Here is a 20,555-nt window from a genome sequence, read left to right as displayed (position 1 = left end):
CGCCTGAAATTTGACATTGCACCGCCATAATTCTAAACAACGCAGGCCGCGATATCGTTGAATTGACAATGGATAAGGCGGCCTTGTCGGGCTCCCATGAGCCTTGGGGTATAGCGGACATTCGCCGGACCGGCCTAGCCGATCCTGCGCTTTTGCTCGAATGCGAAAGAGATGTCCGGATGGAAGCGAGCGTCGCTTCCAGCGACCCGTTGCGTTGCCCACGCGGGCCGCGCACGCAGGCACAACCGAATATCGCACGCCTCAGGGAACCTCATCCCCCTGTTGCCGAGTAAGGAAGAGGTATGACTGTCAAACTGACCGCGAAAAACGTCTCCAAGCTATTCAACGATGATAGCGGCGAAGGGGCACGTCGCCTCGCCGCCGGCGAAAGCAAGGAAGAAATCTTCAAGGCCACCGGTGTGACCGTTGGCATCGACGACGTGAGCTTCGAAGTTCAGGAAGGCGAAATTTTCGTCATCATGGGCCTGTCAGGCTCCGGTAAGTCCACCATCGTCCGCACGCTCAATGGCCTGATCCCGCCGACATCCGGCTCTATCGTGATCGACGATGTCGACGTTGCTTCCTGCAGCAAGGAAGCGCTGAGAAATGTGCGCAGGCAGAAAATCACTATGGTTTTCCAGCACTTTGCGCTGTTTCCTCATAAAACCATTATCGACAACGTTGCCTTCGGCCTGAAGCTCAAGGGTGTCGACAAGGACGAGCGCCACAAACAGGCCCTCGCCTCACTCGCCAAGGTCGGTCTGGATGCCTACGCCAACAGCTATCCGAGCCAGCTTTCCGGCGGCATGCAGCAGCGTGTCGGCCTTGCACGCGGGCTGGCAAACGATCCTGAAATCCTGCTGATGGACGAGCCTTTCGGCGCACTTGACCCGCTGATCCGTCGCGAAATGCAGGATGAGCTGATCGTTCTTCAAAAAGAGTTGAAGAAAACCATCGTGTTCATCACCCACGACCTTAACGAGGCAATGATCCTCGGTGATCGTATTGCCATCATGAAAGACGGTGCTTTCGTTCAGGTAGGCACCGCTCAGGAAATCGTTTCGGATCCGGCAGACGATTATGTCCGTGCGTTCGTTTCCGATATTGACCGCAGCCGGGTGTTCAAGGTTTCCGATATTTCCAACGATGCCGCCTGGGTTAAGGTCGATGCCACCGCACGCGACGCGCTCGGCGTCATGGACAAGGCCAAGTCGGACCTTGCCTATGTGGTTGAACGCGGCGTGCCCGTCGGTTTGCTGATGCGTTCCGACGCCTTGCAGTGCCCGCGCAACACACCGGTGCGCGAGGTCATGTTCGCGGAACCACCGACGATCTCAGAAGAAGCATTCCTCAACGAAGTCTACGGGGCCGCTCAGGGCGGTGTCCCCATGGCCGTGACCGATGATGACGGCAAACTGGTCGGGGTGGTCTCGCAAGACGACATCTTCGAACAACTTGCTGCTGATGAAGAAGAACCAGAAGCGCCGACTGAAGAAACCGACGAGCAGAAACAGAAACCGGCTGCTAACCAGCCGGCTTCCGAGTAAGCCGACAGGAGACCAGAGATTTGCTAGATCCATCTCAGTATTTCACGATCCCGTTCGACACGTGGGTCAACGACTTCGTCCGCGGCTTCCTCGTTCCCAATTTTCGGCCGTTCTTCCGTGCACTTCAGGTGCCGGTCAACCAGGTGCTGATGGCACTCGACACCTTCCTGGCATGGGTTCCCATGCTGGCGATGACCGCAATCTTTGCGCTTCTCGCCTGGCGGATCGTCGGCAAGAGCATGGCGCTGGTCACCATTTTCGGCTTTCTTTTCGTTGACCTCATCGGACTGTGGCCGGACACGATGACAACGCTCGCCATGATCCTGACCTCGGTGATCTTCTGTACCATCCTCGGTGTTCCAGTCGGCATTCTGGTGGCCCGCAGCGACACGACGTGGAAGATCGTACGACCGATCCTCGACGTAATGCAGACTGTTCCAAGTTTCGTCTATCTTGTTCCGATCGTTATGCTTTTCGGTGTCGGTATGGCACCCGGCATCATCGCCACGATCATCTTTGCACTGCCGCCGATTATTCGCATGACCAATCTCGGCATCCGTAATGTGCGCACCGATCTTATCGAGGCATCGGAAGCTTTTGGCGCAACTTACTCCCAGACCCTGTTCGAAGTTCAGCTACCGCTTGCGATGCGGACCATCATGGCGGGCTTGAATCAGACGCTGATGCTCGCCATGTCGATGGTTGTCATCGCAGCGCTCATCGGCGCGGGCGGCCTTGGACAGGTCGTCAACACCGGCCTCGGCCGGCTGGATGTCGGCGGCGCGACCGCTGGCGGCCTTGGCATCGTGGTTCTGGCGATTGTGCTCGACCGCATCACTCAGGGCCTCGTTGAGCCTTCCGATCCCAACCGGATGACGTTCCGTCAGGCGTTGGGAACTCTGTTCAGCGGCCAGAAAAAGGCCGCCGATTAAGCAAGAGAGCGGCTCGAGGGCCGCTTTCAAGGGATCTCCGATCCCGTAGCCAAGGCGATGCGCCTGCCACGTGCAGGCGACACGCCGCAACACGTAAAACGGAGAAACACTCGTGAACAACAATCTCAGCAAGATTACCGCCGCCCTCATGATCGGTGCGGCCAGTCTCGTTCCGGCCACTGCGGCTTTCGCGCAGGAGCACTGGCGACGGCAAGACCATTCGTATGGCGCAGGCAGACTGGGATACCGGTTGGTTCCAGGCCGAAATCTACAAGCAGATGTTTGAAGATCTCGGCTACAGCGTATCCGGCCCGATGACGCTCGGCGCCTCGGCCTTCTATCAGGCCGTATCTCAGGGTGACGTCGACCTTTGGGTCAATGGCTGGTTCCCGCTGCACGAAACCTACAAATCGACCTTTGAGGGCAAGGCCAAGGTTGATGGCGCAGTTGCCAAGGGCGGCGCGCTTCAGGGCTACCTCGTCGACAAGGCCGCCGTCGAAAAGTTCGACATCAAGACGCTTGACGACTTCAAGCGTGACGAAGTCAAGGAAGCCTTCGACCGCAATGGTGACGGCAAGGCCGATCTGGTCGCCTGCCCTCCGGGCTGGGGCTGCGAGCTGACGATTTCGCAGCACATGGAAGACTTCGACCTCGGTGACGACATCAACCCGATCAAGGCCGGCTACTCAGCTTCCATGGCCGATGCAATCGCTGCCTACCAGAACGGCGAACACATCCTGTTCTACACCTGGACGCCGAACTGGACCGTTGACCAGCTGGCACCGGGCAAGGATGTGATGTGGATCGAAGTTCCGCAAAAGGAAGGCGTCGATCTGCCGGCTCCGGCCAAGGGCCTCGACACCTGCGTCGCCGATCCGTGCTACATGGGCTTCGTCGCTAATGACATCGTACCGGTCGTCAATGACGAGTTCATCGCCGAAAACCCGGCTGTCGATACGCTTCTGAAGGAAGTATCGATCCCGCTGCCGGCGATCTTCGCGCAGAACACCGCCATGAACAACGGCAATGACGATGTTCAGGCCCAGGCCACCCAGTGGATCAAGGACAATCAGGACCAGGTCAACACTTGGCTTGAAAAGGCACGCGCTGCTGCCAACTGATAGCACTGCGACTGCCCTGTCTCATTCAGAGCATAATAGGAAACCCGGCTGTAAAAGGCCGGGTTTTTTGATATCAGCCGGAAACAACTACCGTCACTCCAAGCTAACGCCGCGGGTTTCAATCCGGAAGAAGAATGTCACCACCGCGCCGATCAAAGAGGTTACCACCAGACCGTAAAGAAGCGCCGTCGTGCCGATATCGGCCAGCAGGACCGGAAACAGAAACGCGGTAAGGCAAGCGCCGATCTTTGCAAATGACGCGGCAAAGCCCGCGCCTGTTCCGCGAATGCGTGTCGGGAACACCTCGCCGGCGATCAGATAGGTCTGGGCGTTCGGGCCAAGATTGGTCATGAAGTTAAACAGCATGAACCCGCCGAACACCAGTGCGGTCTGCGTGGCACCCGAGTAGCTCCCGGCCTGGGCCGCAATAAACAGACCCGCGGCACAGCCGATAAACCCGAAAACCTGAAGCCGGATGCGTCCGATACGGTCGGCCAGAAGCACAGCGCCGATGATTCCGACCAGAAGCAATATGTCCAGCAGCGCCGTTCCTTTCGCCGCGATCAGATCATTGTGCACCAGATCGGCAACATTTTGGGCATGCTCGCGCTGATGGCCGACGGTTGCCGCCAGGATCGTTGGCGTGAAAATCCCGATACCATAGGTGCCGAGGTCCTGAAGGAACCATGGAACAGACGACAGCACCAGCGCCCGGATATTGCGTTTCTTGAACAGCCCGCGGTAGCCCGTCCGGGCTTTGTGATGTGGCTCGGCAGGCTCTGAGAGACTGATGGCTTTCGGATAGGCCGGCTCGCGCTGCAGCAATTTTTGCAGTTCGGTCTCCGCGTCACGGCCCCGGCCATGCACAGCCAGCCAATGCGCGCTCTCCGGTATGAAAAAACGTCCGATAAAGACCGCTAGCGCGGGGATGATTGCGACCCCGTACATCCAGCGCCAGGCACCGATTGACGGGTCAATCGTCAGGATCATGTAACCAAGCGCTGTCCCGAAGATCGCGCCAACAGCCTGGAAACCAAAGGCCGAGAGCACCAACCCTCCCCGGTTTCTCGAGGGCGTGCTTTCGGAGATCACAAGATGGGCGGTAGGATAGTCACAACCAAGCGCAAGTCCCATGCCGAAAAGGCAGACGATCAGCCATGCGAAGCTCTGGGTGAAAACAATCGCCGTGAGAAAAGCGATGAACAGGCCGAGCTCGAAGATGAAGACCCGTTTGCGACCGTAACGGTCGGCAAGGCCGCCGAGCGCACTGGCACCGATCAGGATGCCGAACAGCGAGGCGGAGCCGACCATGCCATGTTGCGAAGCGTTGAGTCCGAATTCGCGGGCGATCAGCGGCAAGGCCACGCCGGTCATGAACACGACGAGACCTTCGAAAAACTTTCCGGCGACCGACAACCACCAGATAAGCCACTGCTTGTCCGTCATCTTCGGCGGCGGCGCTTCGGTCCCATCAACCCAGTAAGGGCGCTCGTCGATATAAAACTGCACACTGCGCGCAGCTTTCAGGTGCGACTGATCGCTCAAAATGTCGTTCATACGGTCTTTCCTTCGAGAATTGGCCATAATCTCTGCGGGCAATTTCTAGCCGCCACACTTGTGAGTTTAATGACATTTTTGAAGCAAACCGCGAATTGACATAGCCCGGTGCGGCAGGCGTAGGCCGCCGTGTGCGCCATTCTTGACCTAAGTCAATGAAAGCGGGTGCGATTTGTCTGCAAATAACAGCCGGACGGTCGATTCAGCAGGGAGGAACGCATGACTGCCGAAACCCTCGTCACACATTGTTTGGACATGAGATTGAACCAGCCTACCCCAGAAAACCTTAGTGCGGCCGGCGAAGCGCTGATGTCCGCACATGCACAGATCGAACGCTTGTGCGACGCGCTCGAAGCGGTCGCCGATTCGCTTCCGGCGAACGTCAACCGTGACGACTGTCGCCAACTGGCCGACAAGCTGGTGCAGACGCTCAGGGCGGCACAGGACATGGAAGAGATGCGTGTGTTCCCGGCCATCCGCCGGGCCGATGATCGCCACGCATTGATTTCCGATGCGCTGGATCGGCTCTCATACGAGCATTTCGAGGATCTGTGCTTTGCCGAAGAGGTCACCGAGGTGCTGCGACGGCTCTCAACAGGCGGCGGCGTAAACACGGAAGCTGTCGGTTATATGCTGCGTGGCCTGTTCGGCGCTCTACGGCGGCATCTGGCATTCGAGCACGAGCTTGCAGCCAACCGCCTGCGGCGCTGACGGTGCTTGCGCCCTATCGCCCCCGGCGGCTCCAGCGGTCATGATACCAGAGCCATTGCTCGGGATTTTCGCGCACCCATGATTCGACTTTGTCGTTGAGCGCCTGCGCCGTAGCGGGCACATCCACGCTTCCCGTCGCCGTGCGCGGCAGCGGTAATTCCTCTTCAAGCTCGAGGCGGAAACGGTTATCCGGCAACCGAATGCAACGCGCAGGGAAAACCGGGCAGTTGAACTGACGCGCAAGCTTTGCCAACAGCGGATTGGTTCGGACGTCCTGTCCGAAATACTGCGAGGTCATTCCGCGTTTGAATTTCTGGTCCACCAGCACGCCGACCCCCTTGCCCGCATCCAGCGCACTGGCCAGAGCAAAGGCGGATCCCGCATGCGAAGGCACCAGTTCGCCCATGCGCTTGCGGCGAAAGCGGAAGACCTTGCTGGCGATATAGGGGTTGTTCGGCGGGCGGAACAGCACCGAAACGTTCAGCCCGAAAGATGCGGCAGCCACCGGTAGAATTTCGAAATTGGCGGTGTGGGCGGTAAACACGATGAATGGCCGATCAAGCTCGAGCAATTCCCTGAAACGTTCGATGCCGGCAACCTCGATCCGGCCCACCCCCGGATCATCAGGGTCGAAGTCAAAAAGTTCATCCAGAAACACATATTCCGCGGCAAGCCGGCCGATATGCCCCCAGCTTTCCAGCGCGATGCGCGTGATCTCGGCCTCGTCTTTGTCCGGAAACGCACAATGCAGGTTTTCGAGAATCAGCTTGTGGCGGCCGGTGAATGGCCCGATCTTGCGCATCACCCAGTCTGCAAAGCGGATCGAACCGTCAGCGGGAAACAGCTTGAACACTGAAAGCAGACCGAAGACCAGATAAGCGACCAGCCATTGCTGGACCTGGCGGGCTTTGAGAACGATACGGGTGATGAAGAACTTCACAGACTCAGATCCAAAATTGACTGCGGGCAGCACGAAAGATCGTGCCGCCCGACTTTTAACTGTGATTCTTGTTTACGCCAAGCTTAACAACGGCAAACGCTCAGTCACCGATCTCGAGCACGATCTTGCCGAAGACCTGACGACTTTCCATACGCTCAAGCGCCTTGTCGATACCGTCGAAACCAACCAGCGTGTCGATGACCGGGTGAACGATACCTTGCGCCATTTTCTGCATGGCGTTTTCCATGTTCTCCATCCGGCAGCCGAAGGAGCCGAAGAATTTCAGCTGCTGCTGGAACAGCATCATCAGGTTAACACTGGTGGAAACGCCGGAGGTTGAGCCACAGGTCACCAGCCGGCCACCGCGTTTCATGGAAAGCATCGAGCCTGCCCACGTATCGGCGCCAACATGTTCGAAAACGACATCGACGCCCTTCTTTTTGGTAAGCTTGCGGACCACGCCTTCGAAACGGTCTACGCGATAATTGATGACTTCGTCGGCGCCGAGCGCGCGCGCCTTCTCCATCTTGTCTTCCGAGCCGACGGTGGTGATCACCCTGCAGCCCATTTTCTTTGCAAGCTGTATCGCAGCCGAGCCGATACCGGATCCACCGGCATGAACGAGAATGGTCTCACCCGGCTGCAGCTTGGCATTATCGAACAACATGTGCTCGACGGTTCCGAAGGTAACAGGCGCAAGGGCGGCGGCAACAGCATCGATACCGGGCGGAGCAACGACCAGTTGACGTGCCGGAATATTGATCTTCTCCTGGGCAAATCCGTCGAGATGGAAGCCATGCACGCCGCCGACATGTTCACAAAGATTGTCCCTGCCCTCGCGGCAGGCCTTGCAGTGGCCGCAGGTGCGTGCGCCATAGATTGAAACCAACTGGCCCGGCAGCACATTGGCAACGCCCGGGCCGATCGCCTCGACAACACCGGACGCTTCCGCGCCGATGGTGAGCGGCAGCTTGCGCTTGGCAAAAGCCATGCCGCGCCAGCCCCAGACGTCAATGTGGTTGAGCGCAACCGCCTTCGGCCTCAGCGTCACTTCTCCCGGACCGGGCGCTTCCGGTTCGGCCACGTCCCGTATTTCGATCTTGCGATCATCGATCAGCTGCAATGCGCGCATTGGTCATTCCTTCGCAGTCTCGTCAAAGGCAGCAAAAACCACCCAAAAAATCTCCACGCGTTGCCGTCAGGACGGTTCGCGGGTCATCACCAGACAGGCATTCTGCCCGCCAAAGCCGAACGAACTGGAAAGCACCGAGGAAACCGAAGCATTCCTCGCCGTGTTCGGCACCACATCGAGATCGATCGTCGGATCCGGATTGATGTAGTTGATGGTCGGCGGCAGCACGCCCGTGAGCATGGTCTGCAGAGAGAACACTGCCTCCACTGCGCCCGCGGCCGTCAGCGCATGGCCAATCATCGACTTGTTCGATGACAGCGGAATGGATGGCATCAGCTCATCACCGAACACGGCCTTGAGAGCGGAATATTCCATCTTGTCGTTTTCGGGCGTCGAAGTGCCGTGGGCGTTGATGTAATCGAGCGAGTCGATGCCGAGCCCCGCATCCTCAAGTGCCGCACGAATGGTCGCGATCGCCGGGCCGCCATCGGGCGAAGACCGGGTCCGGTGGAAATGATCGGCTTTCTCGCCGCAACCACGGATAATGCCGTAGACTTTGGCGCCACGGGCATGTGCTGCCTCCAGCGATTCGAGAATGAGCGTGGCCGCCCCTTCGGCGATCACGAAACCGTCGCGATCCTTGCTGAACGGCTTGGAGGCCTTTTCCGGCGGATCGTTCTGGGTGGAAAGCGCAGACAGCAATGAGAAACGCACCAGCGCCTCGGCCGTCACCGAACCATCGGTGGCCACCGTCATCGCCTTGTCGGTGCGGCCCTGACGGATGGCTTCAACGCCGAGCTGGATCGCAGTGGCACCGGAGGCACAGGCCGTCGACAGCGTGACCGGAAGGCCGCGCGTTCCAAACCGGTCAGCGATCCGCTCCGAGATCGAGCCGAACATCACGGCCTCGTGGAAAGCCGGATCCGCCTGTTCGCGCATGGCCGCCAGAAAGCGGACATAGACGTCATTATCTTCTTTCGGCGGCGGCGCACGGTCGCCCAGATTGAAGCGCATCGACCATTCCGGCTCCACCGGTGGGGCGGCGAGGAACAGCGGCGCATCGAAATCACCTGAAAGCCCGGCCATTTCGAGGGCTTCCTCAATCGTCGCCTCGGCAAACGCGTACGACCGCGCTACCGGATTGGGATCGGAAGGGATGAAATCCACTGTACCGGCGATCCGGGTCGACAGAAGCTCTGTCGGGAACCGCGAAATCCCATGAATGCCGGAAACGCCGGCGGTTAGCCGTTCCCAGTTGTCCTTCAGGCCGCGACCGAGCGAGGTCACAACGCCCATCCCGGTCACCGCGACGAGCGGACGGCCCAGATGATCGGTAAATTTGCTGCTCATCTGCCGGTCCTTTCTCAGTTTTCGCCAACCAGCACGGCAACACCTTCGCCGCGCTGCAGGCCAACATTGGTCACGGCGATCTTTTGCGCCGGCGCATTCATCGGTCCTTCACCGTCATTGAAGAGAGGGACCGGTGTCTTGTTGTCGAGCGCCAGCGCGCCAAGCGCAATACCGAGGGGAAAATTGGCTTCCATGGCATGGCCGGTTATGCCGGTGTAGCCGCGAAGCGGGGTATCCGGAAACGCTTGCTTGACGAAATCCGCCTCGCGCTTCGTCAGCGCAGTAAGGCCTGTCGCGCCGGAAAACACGACGTCACCTTCGCCGCCCTCAAAGCCTGCATCGGCAAACAGCCGGCCGAGACGTTTTTCAAGCCTGCCCTCGTCGCGCTTGCCGCGATCACCCTCGACACCGGAAATCGTCGCATAGATATGCGCGCCGCGCGTCTCGGCATAGGCGCGTGATTCAAGCACCAGAAATGCACCCGCTGAGCCCATCACCATGCCGCCGTCATCTTCGGCTGCACGATCCCAGAGCGGTGCCCGTGCGCCGCGCGACAGCGCATGAACGGCTTCCAGCATCAAAAGAATATCGCGCCGCTCGGCAACAAAGGCCCCGCCGACAAGTGTGTGCGTCGACTGACCGGCAAGAATACGGGCATAGGCGGTGGCAACGGCGGAAATGCCGGCGGCCTCTTCACCCATGAAGGTGCGCGACGAACCGGTAACCTTTTGCACGATCGAGATATTGCCCGCCACCAAGTTAGCCAGCTGGGCCAGAAACAGGGTCGGACGCAATTCCGTGGTCAGCTTCTCGTTGAGCAGAATTTCCCGGTCGCTGCGTTCCAGCCCTTCATTGATGATCATCGTGTCGACGGCGATATCGCGCTCACCGCCGCCGGCGGCCACGATCATGTCCATCGTCGAGCAGATATCTTCATTGCCCTTCACCCCGGCATCGTCGAGCGCAAGGCCCGCCGCATACACACCGAGACGCTGCCAGTTCTCCATCTGCCGCTGGTCGCCGCGTTTCGGGATCTGGTCTTTCCAGTCGATCTCGGGCAGCGGATGCACCGGATAGGGTGCACAGATTTCACTGTCGACATTGACCGCGGGCGTGGCGCTTCCGGTCAGCATGGCGACATGCGGCGCCTGTCCGACACCGAAACTGGTCACAAGTCCGATACCCGTGACAACGACATCATTGTCCGACTTCGTCATTTCAGGACCTTTCCACGGTCTGGCTGCGCGCGATCGCGGCAAACAGACCGACTTCCTCGGCGCGCCGCCTGACGATCGGCGCGAGATCATTATCTTCAAAAGAGAGCGTTCTGAATTTCAGCTGCGCGCTGGAGATAGGCTTGCCGTCCGAGGCTATCTTCGCCTTTGTCACGGCAAAGCCCGATCCTTCGTGCTCCAGCACCGCCTCAATATCGATGACGGCATTCGGCGCGACGAAACTGCGCAGTTTGGCGCTGTCGACCATCATAAGGAAGGGCATGGATGAGCAGTCGTTGACGCCAAGCAGCAACATGCCGGACGCCTGCGCCATGGTTTCGATGAGCAACACACCGGGTACCAGCGGCATGCCCGGAAAATGTCCTTCGAAAACAGGGCTGTTCTCCGGCACCGTCGAGCGTGCATTGATCCTGCCCGCAGAGATATCCACGGACACGATCTGGTCAATCATCTGAAAATATTCGAGCAGCATGAATGCCTTCAGCCTCTCCTGCCTGTGTCACTTACGGCCAGAAACCGGAAGCCACGGCAGGCTCCGAAGCTTGTCCGCATGGAGGGCTGCCTGGCAAAATCAGGACTGTTTGGCCGCCCTGAGTTCGTCGATCTTGGCGCAGAGATTCTTCAGGATGAAGTATTCATCCGCGTCGACCTTGCCCTCATTGACTTCCTGAGTCCACTTTTCGAGCGGAATCTTGATACCGAATTCCTTGTCAACGGCAAAGACGATATCGAGGAAATCAAGACTGTCGATGCCCAGATCGTCGATCGTGTTGCTTTCCGGCGTAATCTTTTCGCGGTCGATCTCGCTCGTTTCCGCGATGATGTCGGCAACTTTATCGAATGTAGCGCTCACGCCTATACCTCTTCAAACTATCAATTCAGCCCTTCTCATAGGCAAAGATTGCCGAAAAGCCAATGGCCGCTAGGTGCCTGATGACGTTTTTTCGACATTTGATCAGACTGCCGATGAGTGCCGGCCGCGACCACCCCCAAGATAGGTATCAAATGTCGCCGCAACAGAGCGGGCAAACGGAAAAGCAACTTTCTGCAGGCGAAAACCGAACGCATCGAAGCGACAAATGTCGGGATTGAGCCGCGCATAGGCCTTCGCCTCCGCAATAACCGGCTCGGCAGAAGCGCCGAAACGCGCCCGCAATTCGCAGCTGGAAAAGCCATAGGCGCACATCACTTTCTCGATCACAAAGCCGCGCAACCGGTCCTCGTCATCAAGGGCTATACCGCGCACAACCGGCAATTCGCCGGCTTCCGCCAGCCGCCCGTATTCGCCGATCGCGGGGATATTCTGCCAGTATCCTTGCGGAACCTCGCTGATCGAGGAAGCACCAAGCCCGATCAGAGCATCGGCGCTCTCATCGGTATAACCCTGGAAATTACGCCTCAGACGCCCGGATTTCGCGGCTTTCGCCAGGCTGTCTTCCGGCAATGCAAAATGGTCGATGCCAATCTGCGTATAGCCGGCATCCACGAGTTTCCCGCCGGCAAGCGTCATCTGCTCGAAACGAGCTTCGGAATCCGGCAGCGCCTGTTCGGGAATCAGCGTCTGATGCTTTTTCATCCATGGCACATGGGCATAGCCGAACAGGGCAATCCTGTCCGGGCGGAGTGATATGATCTGTTCAACAGTCCGTGAAAGGGTGTCGAGGCTCTGGTAAGGCAGGCCGTAGAGCAGATCGCAATTGACGGACCCCACGCCGCGTTCCCGCATTGCCGAAATCACCGATGCCGTCTGCTCGAAGCTCTGCAGACGATTGATGGTTTTCTGGACCTTGTCATCGAAATCCTGCACCCCGAGGCTGGCGCGGGTCACGCCGATATCGGACAGCGCATCATAGCGCGCTTCATCGAGGTCGTTCGGGTCCATCTCGACACTGATCTCGGCATCCTCGGCGAAACTGAATGCCGCGCGCAGCCAGCCCATCAGCCTGCGCATGTCCTCGGGCTTCAGCATGGTGGGAGACCCACCACCCCAGTGCAGCGCTTTCACCTGGACGTCGGGCGATACCAGCGCGCCAACGCTCTTGATTTCCTGCCTCAGACTTTCCAGATAGGTGGTGATCGGGTCATAGCGTAGCGTATGTTTTGTGTGACAGGCGCAAAACCAGCACAGCCGGTCGCAATAGGGGATGTGAACATAAAGCGACAGGCTCTGGCCTGCAGCGAGCCCCTTGATCCAGCCGGAAACATCGCCGGCGGAAATGCCACCGTGAAAATGCGGTGCGGTCGGATAACTCGTATAGCGGGGCACGGGTCGCGCAAACGTCGCCAGCAACTGCCTGTCCGAGATCATGACGAAAAACCCTCCTTCATTCGGGATGAGTTTTCGTTAACGCCTTGCGCTTGCCCCGGCTTTGACTTTAATCAAGGAATGAAGACGCCGCCCGCTTGCGTAAACTGCTAAATGGTTGCGCACCGCCCAAAGGGCGGCTAGAGCGGGTCCGGGAAATGAAGACAGCCATGTCAAATGGCCGCAGTTTGGTGAAACCATGGATGACAAGCCCCATCTCGCAATTGACGACGACGCCATACCGCATGTGTGCCGCGCCTGTGAGGCCCGCCACGGGGGGATCTGCTCGGTTCTGAACGGTTCTCAGCTCGCAACGCTGAACAAGCATTCCTCAAAACGAACAATCGACCCGGGTACGGAAGTTGTTGGCCAGGGCGAAAACGTCAACAGCTATTCCAACATCCTGCGCGGTGTTGTGAAGCTCTCGAAGATGATGGCGGATGGCCGCCAGCAGATTGTCGGCCTGCAGTTCGCGCCCGATTTCCTCGGCCGCCCGTTCTCACGCGAAAGCTCGCTGACGGCGGAAGCCGCGACCACCACGGAGATCTGCGCCTTTCCCCGTGCGGCGATTGAACGGATGATTGCCGATACGCCCGGCCTCGAACACAAGCTCTACGGCCAGTCGCTGAAAGAACTCGACGAGGCCCGCGACTGGATGCTGACGCTTGGACGCAAAACGGCGCGCGAGAAGGTCGCATCATTCCTGCATCTGATCGCCACCCATATCGATCCGGAAGCTGATGACGGCTGCACCTTCGATCTGCCGCTATCGCGTGCCGATATCGCAGATTTCCTCGGCCTGACCATCGAAACGGTCAGCCGCCAGATGACGAAGCTTCGCAAGGACAGGGTGATATTGGTGGAAAACAACCGCCACGTCACGGTGCCTGACATCGAACGTCTTAACGAAGCCGCCGGCAACGATTGACAGCCCGCTCGCCAAGCATATTGACGGAAGCACCCATCAGCCGGGTCTAGGCTCTAGAGCCGGCTGATGATGTGTTTTTCGCCCTCTTCATCGCCATCCCGCTCGGCCCACAGGGCCTCGATGGTCGGTACGATGTCGTTGACGTCGTCAATGAGGCGCGGACGAACCTGGTGGCTGGTGTGCAGAAAGCCCTCTCCACTCATATGTTCGAGCAGTTGCATCATCGGGTTCCAGAACCCGTCGACATTGCCGAAGATCATCGGCTTTGAATGCCGGCCGAGCTGAGCCCAGGTCATGATTTCGACGATTTCCTCAAGCGTCCCGATCCCGCCGGGAAGCGCCACGAAGGCATCGGCACGCTCGAACATGGTGTGCTTGCGCACGTGCATGTCCGGTGTAATCAGCAGTTCGTCGAGTGCTTCAAGCTGGTGGCGGGTGGCCTCCATGTCGACGAGGAATTCGGGAATAATGCCAGTCACATGACCGCCATTTTCAAGCATGCCTTCGGCAACAGCCCCCATAATGCCCTTGGTGCCGCCGCCATAGACGAGGCGGCAACCGGCGTTGGCGATTGCCGTCCCCAGCGCCTTACCGGCAGCCATATAGGCAGGGGCTCCGCCCGGTCGTGAGCCGCAATAGACACAAATGGATCGAATCGTATCTTGTTCGTTATTCATGGCTTTAATGAACCTCATTTGGCCGTTCCGGGTCAAGTTCATTGCAAAACGACCACAATCAGGCATTTACCTTGTTCACGCTTTCTCGCAAGCGCGAATGAAGACTTGTGTATAAACCACACTGTGGCTAGCGTTTTCAGGGAATTGGCGTCTTCCGCATAGCGCCGAGTCTGGAGTGACGAATGAACAAGAAGAATACACGTGTCATCATTGCGGTGATCATCCTCCTGCTCATTGCAGCCGGCGCCTATTTTGCGTTGCGCGACAAGGGCGCCGATATGGCCGATCGGCAGGCAACAGCTCCGGCTACGCAAAACGCTGACATCGCAGCTCCGCAGACCGAGCCTTCAACCGAAGCCACAGACGATACACAGACCGCGGCAGATGACCAGAATACCGGCGACCATCAGCAAGCCGTCCTTCGCATTCCCACATTCGATGTTCTGCGCGTTGAACCTGATGGCACGGCGGTGATTGCCGGCGGTGCAGAACCGCTCGGGGTTCTCGACGTCAAGGAGGACGAAAGCATCCTCGCCTCTTCCGAGGTGACCGGATCCGGCGATTTCGTCGCCATCGTCGAAACACCGCTGGCACCAGGTGATCACCTTATCTACCTCAGCGTCACAATGCCGGATGGGCGCACCGCACGGTCACAGCAAACGGCGACGGTCTCGATACCGGACGGCGACAGCGGCGAGCTTCTCGCGCTCATCACCGAACCCGGCAAGGCATCGGAAATCATCTCCGCCCCGGAACTGCGAGCCAGCCTCCCCGACAACACCATTGTTGCCTTGACCGAGACGGACGAAGACGACAGCCAGAGTGAATCTCTTGAAAACAGGACCCGCGTTTCCGACGAAGCTGGCGGTGAAAGCGGAGGGGAAACCGATCTAGCAGCCGTCAACGTCGAAACAACCGGCCAAGACGACGACGCGCAGGCCCGGGAAGCTGCGGCAGAACAACAGCCCGCAGCCGAGCGCCAAATCGTCGTTGCCACTGTCAGCATCAAGGCCGTGGAAATCGAAGACGACATAGTGTTCATCGCCGGCGAAGGCATGAACGGAGCGACAATCCGTGGCTACATCGATGATGCTTTGTTGGCGGAAAGTTCTGTGAATATCGAAGGCAATTACGTGCTCGAAGCCAAGTCCGAGGTTTCGGTCGGACTTCACACCATCCGGGTCGACATGCTGAACGAAGACAATCAGGTCGTCGCCCGCGCCGTTGTGCCGTTCGATCGGCCGCCGGGCAACCAGATTGCCGCAATTTCGACTGATACAGCCGGCATCAGACAGCGACAGACCGATGGAACGCAGACCTTCGTGCAGCCTCAGCTTCAGGGCAGCGACGAGGCCGTCATCATCCGGCGCGGTGACAATCTCTGGCGCATTTCGCGCCGGGTCTATGGCCGCGGGGTGCGCTACACCACAATCTATCTTGCCAACGAGACCCAGATCATCGACCCCAATCTCATTCTTCCCGGGCAGGTGTTCTCGTTGCCCGGTCAGCCGCTGTCCGACAGCGAAGCCGAAATCATTCACCGCCGCCTGCTGGATGGCATGCCGGTGGGGCCGGAATACAAGTTACCGCAGGGCGACCAATAATCATCGAGGGGAGAAGCGTTCCCCTCTCGCCATTGCAATCGACCGCAATCAACCTTATCTCGCATGGCAAAACTACGCCTTGTGCGTGGTTTTCTCGTCTTTGAATATACTTATCATGGCTCGGCCGCACCGCCTTGAGCCGGGGGATTATCATGGCAGATCGCCAGAAAACCGTTTCCGCGGACTCCGCCAGTCCGTTTCAAACCATCATCAATCTATGGCCCTATATCTGGCCTTCGGCGCGCCCGGACCTGAAGCGTCGTGTTGTCCTCGCCACGATCGCCCTTGTTATCGCCAAGCTGGTGCTCCTGCTCGTGCCCTATTCCTTCAAATGGGCCACAAATGCGCTAACAGGCGAGCTTGAGATCAACACCATCCTGCCGGCCTTCCTGTTTGGCGCGGTCACGCTGGTTCTGTTTTATAATCTGGCGCGCATCGGCCAGCTCGGCTTCAACCAGCTCCGCGACGCGCTATTTGCAAGCGTCGGCCAATATGCCGTGCGCCAGCTTGCCCATCGTGTGTTTGTTCACATGCATCGGCTGGCGCTGCGTTTCCACCTTTCGCGCAAGACCGGCGGCCTCTCGCGCATCATCGAGCGCGGCACCAAGGGCATCGAGACCATTGTCAGGTTCACGATCCTCGCCACCATGCCGACCGTACTGGAATTCCTGCTTGTCGCGATCATCTTCTGGTGGGGTTACGGCTTCGACTATCTGGCCGTCACTGCCGTCACCGTCGTGCTCTATGTCTGGTTCACGATCAAGGCGAGCGACTGGCGCATCGCCATTCGGCGCGAGATGAACGACAGCGATACCGATGCCAATACCAAGGCAATCGATCTCGCTGCTCAACTACGAAACCGTTAAATATTTCGGCAATGAGGATATGGAAGCCAGCCGGTTTGATGGCTCCATGGCCAAGTACGAGGCGGCGGCAACGCGCATCTGGACCTCGCTTGGCTGGCTGAACTTCGGTCAGGGCCTGATCTTCGGCGCCGGTATGACCGTGATGATGGTGCTCTCCGCAATTGCGGTCAAGAACGGCACACAGACGATCGGTGACTTCGTTTTCGTCAACGCCATGCTGATCCAACTGGCGATACCGCTCAACTTTATCGGTTCGGTCTATCGTGAAATCCGGCAGGGCCTGACTGATATCGAGCAGATGTTCGATATCCTCGAAGTCGATCCGGAAGTCGTCGACAAGCCCGACGCCGAGGAACTGCAGATCCGTCAGGGCGGGATCGCCTTCAAGGATGTGCACTTTTCCTATGATCCCTCACGCCCGATTCTGAAGGGCGTCTCCTTCGAGGTGCCGGCCGGCAAGACGGTTGCTATCGTGGGACCGACAGGTGCCGGTAAATCGACAATTTCAAGGCTTTTGTTCCGGTTCTATGACGTCAACGACGGCGCGATCACCATTGACGGTCAGGATCTGCGCGCTGTGCGCCAACACAGCCTCAGAGAGGCGATCGGCATGGTTCCGCAGGATACTGTGCTGTTTAACGATACAATCGGCTACAACATCCGTTATGGCCGAACCTCGGCGACTGACGAGGAAGTCAATGCGGCAGCGGAACTCGCACAGGTCGGTGATTTCATCCGACAGCTTCCGGAGGGTTTCGAAACCCAGGTCGGCGAGCGTGGACTGAAACTCTCCGGCGGCGAGAAGCAGCGCGTGGCGATCGCCCGCACCATCCTGAAAGCGCCGCCAATCCTGGTTCTCGACGAGGCCACCTCCGCACTCGACACGCACACCGAACGCGAAATCCAGGCCGCCCTCGATGTGGTTTCGAAAAACCGGACCACGCTGGTGATCGCCCACCGACTTTCCACCGTTATCGGCGCCGACGAGATCATCGTCCTCAAACGCGGTGAAATCGCCGAACGGGGCACCCATGACGGCCTGATTGCCCAGAACGGGCTTTATGCACGGATGTGGGAACGCCAGCGCGAAGCGACACTCGCCGAGGAACACTTGCGCGAGGTGCGCGAAAGCGACGACATGGGGATCATCATGCGGCTCGATCCGGCAGATTGAGCCCGCACCTCCCCTCGTCAGGACAGCCATTTTCAAGTCTTTGTGGAACCTGTAAGGTTTCCATGCGTCAAAGATATAAGCCGCCGATATAGCCCGGGAGCCAGATAAACACATGACCGTTTTCGATTCGATCAGGAAGGCCATCGTGCCCATCCACAAGGAGGGCTATCCCTTCATTGCGATCTTCCTTGTCGCGACGCTCATTCTCGGCTGGATCGCCGATCCGCTATTCTGGATCGGCCTCTTCGCCACGCTCTGGTGTGCCTATTTCTTCCGCGATCCCGAACGGGTCGTGCCCCAGGACGATGACATCGTCATCAGCCCGGCGGATGGCCGCGTGTCTTCCATCAGCGAGGAAATACCGCCGCAGGAAATGGGGCTCGGAGATCAGCCCATGCTCCGGATCTGCGTGTTCATGAACGTGTTCAACTGCCATGTGAACCGTGCGCCGATGGCCGGTACGATCCGCGGCATCCATTATCGCCCCGGCAAGTTTCTGAACGCGGAACTCGACAAGGCGAGCGAAGACAATGAACGCAACGGCGTGGTGATAGACACCAGCCATGGCGCCATCGGCGTGGTCCAGATCGCCGGTCTGGTGGCGCGTCGGATCGTTTGCTTTGTCGAAAACGATGATGCCGTCGACGCCGGCGAGCGCTTCGGTCTGATCCGATTCGGTTCCAGACTGGACGTCTACCTGCCCGCCGGCACCACACCGCGCGTTGCCGTCGGCCAGATGGCAACGGCCGGTGAGACCGTTCTTGCGGCATTTGGTGACTTTGATCTGCCTGTTGTCGGACGGCGGATCTGATGCAAGGCAGCGACAACGAAAACCCGCTTTCAACGCGGGTAACAGCCGGGTCGGACCGTTCGGGACGCGGGCCGCGCCTGCGCGAAATCCCGTTTCGTCTGATCGTCCCCAATCTCGTCACCGTACTGGCCATTTGTGCCGGGCTATCGGGCATCCGGCAGGCAATCGAGGGAAAATTTCCCGAAGCCGTCATGATGCTGTTGATCGCCGCATTTCTGGACGGCGTTGACGGCAGGCTGGCGCGCCTTTTGAAGGCGTCATCGAAATTCGGCGAACAGATGGATCTCGCTGGCCGATATCGTCAATTTCGGGATCGCACCTGCGCTCGTCTCCTATATCTATCTGCTGGACGATGCCGGCACGCCCGGCTGGATTGCTGCTCTGCTCTACGCCATAGCCGCAGCCCTCAGACTGGCGCGCTTCAATGTCATGGCCGAGCGCAAGCGCAAGGCCAGCTGGCAGGGGGAATATTTCGTCGGTGTTCCCGCGCCTGCCGGTGCGATTATCGTGCTGTTGCCTGTCTATCTCGGCTTTCTGGGCATGCAGTCGAGCCGCGGCATCGCGCTGGCCTGCTCGGTCTACACCGTGCTTATCGGCTTCCTGCTGATCAGCCGTTTGCCGGTCTGGTCGGGCAAGAGCCTCGGCCTCAATGTGCGCCGCGAATTCGCGCTGCCACTGATGCTGCTTGCTGTCCTCTCCGTCGCGCTGCTGGTCGCCTATACCTGGCATGTGATGATTGCAGGTTCGGCGCTTTATCTTGCCGCCCTTCCCCTCGGCGCCCGTGCCTGGCACTCAAAATACGGCACGCTGGTGATGGAAGAGGATGACGATGAGGACGACGACCCGGATCACCCGCGCAAGAACCGGCTCGATCTCGATATCTAGGTTCCGCCGCCCTTCAGAACAGATCCATCTGTGCGCCGGAACCGGCATCCGGCTGATCGGGTTCAAGTGGCGGACCGATGGGCTCGATCAGATCTGCGCCGAGATTGCGTGCATTGCTGACGGCCTTTGAAACCGGAAAGGCCTCGAAAAAATCATCCGGCGGCGGACTCAGCAGATCGGCCACATGCCGTGGCTCCAGCGTGCGGCAATCGAGCCAGCGCTCGAAATCCTCCGGCATGACAATCACCGGTGAACGGTCGTGGAGCTTTGCCACCACACCGCTGGCCGCAGTGGTCAGGATCGCACAGGTATCAAGTTCTGTGCCATCAGCCCCCTGCCAGGGCGACATCAACCCGGCCATGGCAATCAGCCCTCCACTGCGCGGACGGATCCAGTAAGGCTGGGCCGTACCCTTGCCGCCGGATTTGCGCCATTCGAAGAAGCCGCTTGCCGGTACCAGCGTGCGGAAGTGGCGCATGGCACCGCGAAAAGCCGGCTTTTCCGCAGCGCTCTCCGAGCGCGCGTTGAAAAGCAGCGGAAAATCACGGCCATCCTTGACCCAGGCGGGAATCAGGCCCCAGCGCACCAGAACAGCCGTGCGCCCTTGCCCGCCACCAGTCAGCTCCGAGGCGTTGACCACCATCAGGACCGGCTGCGAGGGCGCAATATTGTAACGCGGCGGAAACGGATCGACCCCTGTCAGGTCGAAGGCTTCCGCAACCGCGTCCGGGGCTGATATAAGGCCGAAACGTCCACACATTGGCCATTGATTTCATCTTG

General features: G+C 59.0%; 17 protein-coding genes and 2 pseudogenes. 9 read left to right on the top strand and 10 right to left on the bottom strand.

Translation table 11 applies throughout. The features are described 5' to 3' along the window. Positions 1-302 precede the first annotated feature (302 nt). From AC0L7L_RS06140 to proX, 3 genes are all read left to right on the top strand, one after another. Complete coding sequence (locus AC0L7L_RS06140) at positions 303-1,547, top strand: quaternary amine ABC transporter ATP-binding protein (protein ID WP_272210875.1); 1,245 nt, start codon at positions 303-305, stop codon at positions 1,545-1,547. Positions 1,548-1,567: 20 nt separating this feature from the next. Further along, positions 1,568-2,479, top strand: a complete 912-nt coding sequence (locus tag AC0L7L_RS06135; RefSeq protein WP_473512758.1) for an ABC transporter permease — start codon at positions 1,568-1,570, stop codon at positions 2,477-2,479. Positions 2,480-2,703: 224 nt separating this feature from the next. After that, a complete protein-coding gene (gene proX / locus AC0L7L_RS06130) occupies positions 2,704-3,600 on the top strand; it encodes a glycine betaine/L-proline ABC transporter substrate-binding protein ProX (protein ID WP_473512756.1) in 897 nt (298 codons plus the stop codon). Positions 3,601-3,693: 93 nt separating this feature from the next. Here the strand turns inward: proX and AC0L7L_RS06125 are convergent, their stop codons facing one another. Then, positions 3,694-5,157 (bottom strand): MFS transporter, encoded by a 1,464-nt coding sequence (locus tag AC0L7L_RS06125; RefSeq protein ID WP_272210872.1) that lies wholly within the window; start codon positions 5,155-5,157, stop codon positions 3,694-3,696. A gap of 219 nt (positions 5,158-5,376) precedes the next feature. Between AC0L7L_RS06125 and AC0L7L_RS06120 the strand changes: the two genes are divergently transcribed. Continuing rightward, positions 5,377-5,868: a hemerythrin domain-containing protein gene (locus AC0L7L_RS06120; protein ID WP_473512752.1), complete on the top strand. Its 492-nt coding sequence runs from the start codon at positions 5,377-5,379 to the stop codon at positions 5,866-5,868. A 13-nt stretch (positions 5,869-5,881) separates the two neighbouring features. On the opposite strand, the gene AC0L7L_RS06115 is transcribed toward AC0L7L_RS06120, so the two are convergent. From AC0L7L_RS06115 to hemN, 7 genes are all read right to left on the bottom strand, one after another. Beyond that, the gene (locus tag AC0L7L_RS06115) at positions 5,882-6,808 is read right to left on the bottom strand and encodes a lipid A biosynthesis lauroyl acyltransferase (RefSeq protein ID WP_473512749.1); all 927 of its coding nucleotides are present in this window, start codon (positions 6,806-6,808) and stop codon (positions 5,882-5,884) included. A gap of 100 nt (positions 6,809-6,908) precedes the next feature. Beyond that, positions 6,909-7,940, bottom strand: coding sequence for a zinc-binding dehydrogenase (locus AC0L7L_RS06110; protein ID WP_473512747.1), 1,032 nt, complete (start codon positions 7,938-7,940; stop codon positions 6,909-6,911). A 66-nt stretch (positions 7,941-8,006) separates the two neighbouring features. After that, positions 8,007-9,290, bottom strand: coding sequence for a beta-ketoacyl-ACP synthase (locus AC0L7L_RS06105; RefSeq protein ID WP_272210866.1), 1,284 nt, complete (start codon positions 9,288-9,290; stop codon positions 8,007-8,009). Positions 9,291-9,304: 14 nt separating this feature from the next. Further along, entirely contained in the window at positions 9,305-10,507 is a 1,203-nt protein-coding gene (locus AC0L7L_RS06100) for a beta-ketoacyl-ACP synthase (protein ID WP_473512745.1), read from the bottom strand. 1 nt (position 10,508) lies between these two features. Beyond that, complete coding sequence (locus tag AC0L7L_RS06095; RefSeq protein WP_272210864.1) at positions 10,509-10,997, bottom strand: 3-hydroxyacyl-ACP dehydratase FabZ family protein; 489 nt, start codon at positions 10,995-10,997, stop codon at positions 10,509-10,511. A gap of 99 nt (positions 10,998-11,096) precedes the next feature. Next, entirely contained in the window at positions 11,097-11,384 is a 288-nt protein-coding gene (locus AC0L7L_RS06090) for an acyl carrier protein (RefSeq protein ID WP_473513797.1), read from the bottom strand. Between the two features lie 96 nt (positions 11,385-11,480). After that, positions 11,481-12,833 carry an oxygen-independent coproporphyrinogen III oxidase gene (gene hemN / locus AC0L7L_RS06085; protein WP_272210862.1) on the bottom strand — a complete coding sequence of 451 codons (1,353 nt, stop codon included), beginning with the start codon at positions 12,831-12,833 and terminating at the stop codon, positions 11,481-11,483. Between the two features lie 196 nt (positions 12,834-13,029). Between hemN and AC0L7L_RS06080 the strand changes: the two genes are divergently transcribed. Then, positions 13,030-13,758 (top strand): Crp/Fnr family transcriptional regulator, encoded by a 729-nt coding sequence (locus tag AC0L7L_RS06080; protein WP_473512739.1) that lies wholly within the window; start codon positions 13,030-13,032, stop codon positions 13,756-13,758. Between the two features lie 53 nt (positions 13,759-13,811). On the opposite strand, the gene AC0L7L_RS06075 is transcribed toward AC0L7L_RS06080, so the two are convergent. Continuing rightward, complete coding sequence (locus tag AC0L7L_RS06075; protein WP_473513795.1) at positions 13,812-14,435, bottom strand: LOG family protein; 624 nt, start codon at positions 14,433-14,435, stop codon at positions 13,812-13,814. A gap of 182 nt (positions 14,436-14,617) precedes the next feature. Here AC0L7L_RS06075 and AC0L7L_RS06070 point away from each other — a divergent pair, with 182 nt between their 5' ends. The 4 genes and pseudogenes from AC0L7L_RS06070 (at position 14,618) to pssA (ending at position 19,775) form a co-directional block, all read left to right on the top strand. Beyond that, complete coding sequence (locus AC0L7L_RS06070; RefSeq protein WP_473512735.1) at positions 14,618-16,039, top strand: LysM peptidoglycan-binding domain-containing protein; 1,422 nt, start codon at positions 14,618-14,620, stop codon at positions 16,037-16,039. Positions 16,040-16,191: 152 nt separating this feature from the next. Next, a pseudogene (locus AC0L7L_RS06065) lies at positions 16,192-18,079 on the top strand (ABCB family ABC transporter ATP-binding protein/permease). A 112-nt stretch (positions 18,080-18,191) separates the two neighbouring features. Continuing rightward, positions 18,192-18,890: a phosphatidylserine decarboxylase gene (locus tag AC0L7L_RS06060; RefSeq protein ID WP_473512731.1), complete on the top strand. Its 699-nt coding sequence runs from the start codon at positions 18,192-18,194 to the stop codon at positions 18,888-18,890. After that, positions 18,890-19,775, top strand: a pseudogene (pssA, locus tag AC0L7L_RS06055) (CDP-diacylglycerol--serine O-phosphatidyltransferase). The gene AC0L7L_RS06060 and the pseudogene pssA overlap by 1 nt, the downstream one beginning before the upstream one ends. 13 nt (positions 19,776-19,788) lie before the next feature. On the opposite strand, the gene AC0L7L_RS06050 reads toward pssA, so the two are convergent. Then, positions 19,789-20,535, bottom strand: coding sequence for an SOS response-associated peptidase (locus AC0L7L_RS06050; protein ID WP_473512729.1), 747 nt, complete (start codon positions 20,533-20,535; stop codon positions 19,789-19,791). Between the last annotated feature and the right edge of the window lie 20 nt (positions 20,536-20,555).

Source organism: Martelella sp. K41-7 (genome assembly GCF_055808365.1).
Note: the sequence above shows the minus strand (reverse complement) of the source record. Positions and strands in the feature narration are given on the sequence as shown.

Excerpts from the sequence above, each read along its gene's own strand:
- AC0L7L_RS06140 (WP_272210875.1), top strand. The coding sequence starts at position 303 with ATGACTGTCAAACTGACCGCGAAAAACGTCTCCAAGCTATTCAACGAT.
- proX (WP_473512756.1), top strand. The coding sequence starts at position 2,704 with ATGGCGCAGGCAGACTGGGATACCGGTTGGTTCCAGGCCGAAATCTAC.
- AC0L7L_RS06125 (WP_272210872.1), bottom strand. The coding sequence starts at position 5,157 with ATGAACGACATTTTGAGCGATCAGTCGCACCTGAAAGCTGCGCGCAGT.
- AC0L7L_RS06120 (WP_473512752.1), top strand. The coding sequence starts at position 5,377 with ATGACTGCCGAAACCCTCGTCACACATTGTTTGGACATGAGATTGAAC.
- AC0L7L_RS06110 (WP_473512747.1), bottom strand. The coding sequence starts at position 7,940 with ATGCGCGCATTGCAGCTGATCGATGATCGCAAGATCGAAATACGGGAC.
- AC0L7L_RS06105 (WP_272210866.1), bottom strand. The coding sequence starts at position 9,290 with ATGAGCAGCAAATTTACCGATCATCTGGGCCGTCCGCTCGTCGCGGTG.
- AC0L7L_RS06100 (WP_473512745.1), bottom strand. The coding sequence starts at position 10,507 with ATGACGAAGTCGGACAATGATGTCGTTGTCACGGGTATCGGACTTGTG.
- AC0L7L_RS06095 (WP_272210864.1), bottom strand. The coding sequence starts at position 10,997 with ATGCTGCTCGAATATTTTCAGATGATTGACCAGATCGTGTCCGTGGAT.
- hemN (WP_272210862.1), bottom strand. The coding sequence starts at position 12,833 with ATGATCTCGGACAGGCAGTTGCTGGCGACGTTTGCGCGACCCGTGCCC.
- AC0L7L_RS06080 (WP_473512739.1), top strand. The coding sequence starts at position 13,030 with ATGGATGACAAGCCCCATCTCGCAATTGACGACGACGCCATACCGCAT.
- AC0L7L_RS06075 (WP_473513795.1), bottom strand. The coding sequence starts at position 14,435 with ATGAATAACGAACAAGATACGATTCGATCCATTTGTGTCTATTGCGGC.
- AC0L7L_RS06070 (WP_473512735.1), top strand. The coding sequence starts at position 14,618 with ATGAACAAGAAGAATACACGTGTCATCATTGCGGTGATCATCCTCCTG.
- AC0L7L_RS06060 (WP_473512731.1), top strand. The coding sequence starts at position 18,192 with ATGACCGTTTTCGATTCGATCAGGAAGGCCATCGTGCCCATCCACAAG.
- AC0L7L_RS06050 (WP_473512729.1), bottom strand. The coding sequence starts at position 20,535 with ATGTGTGGACGTTTCGGCCTTATATCAGCCCCGGACGCGGTTGCGGAA.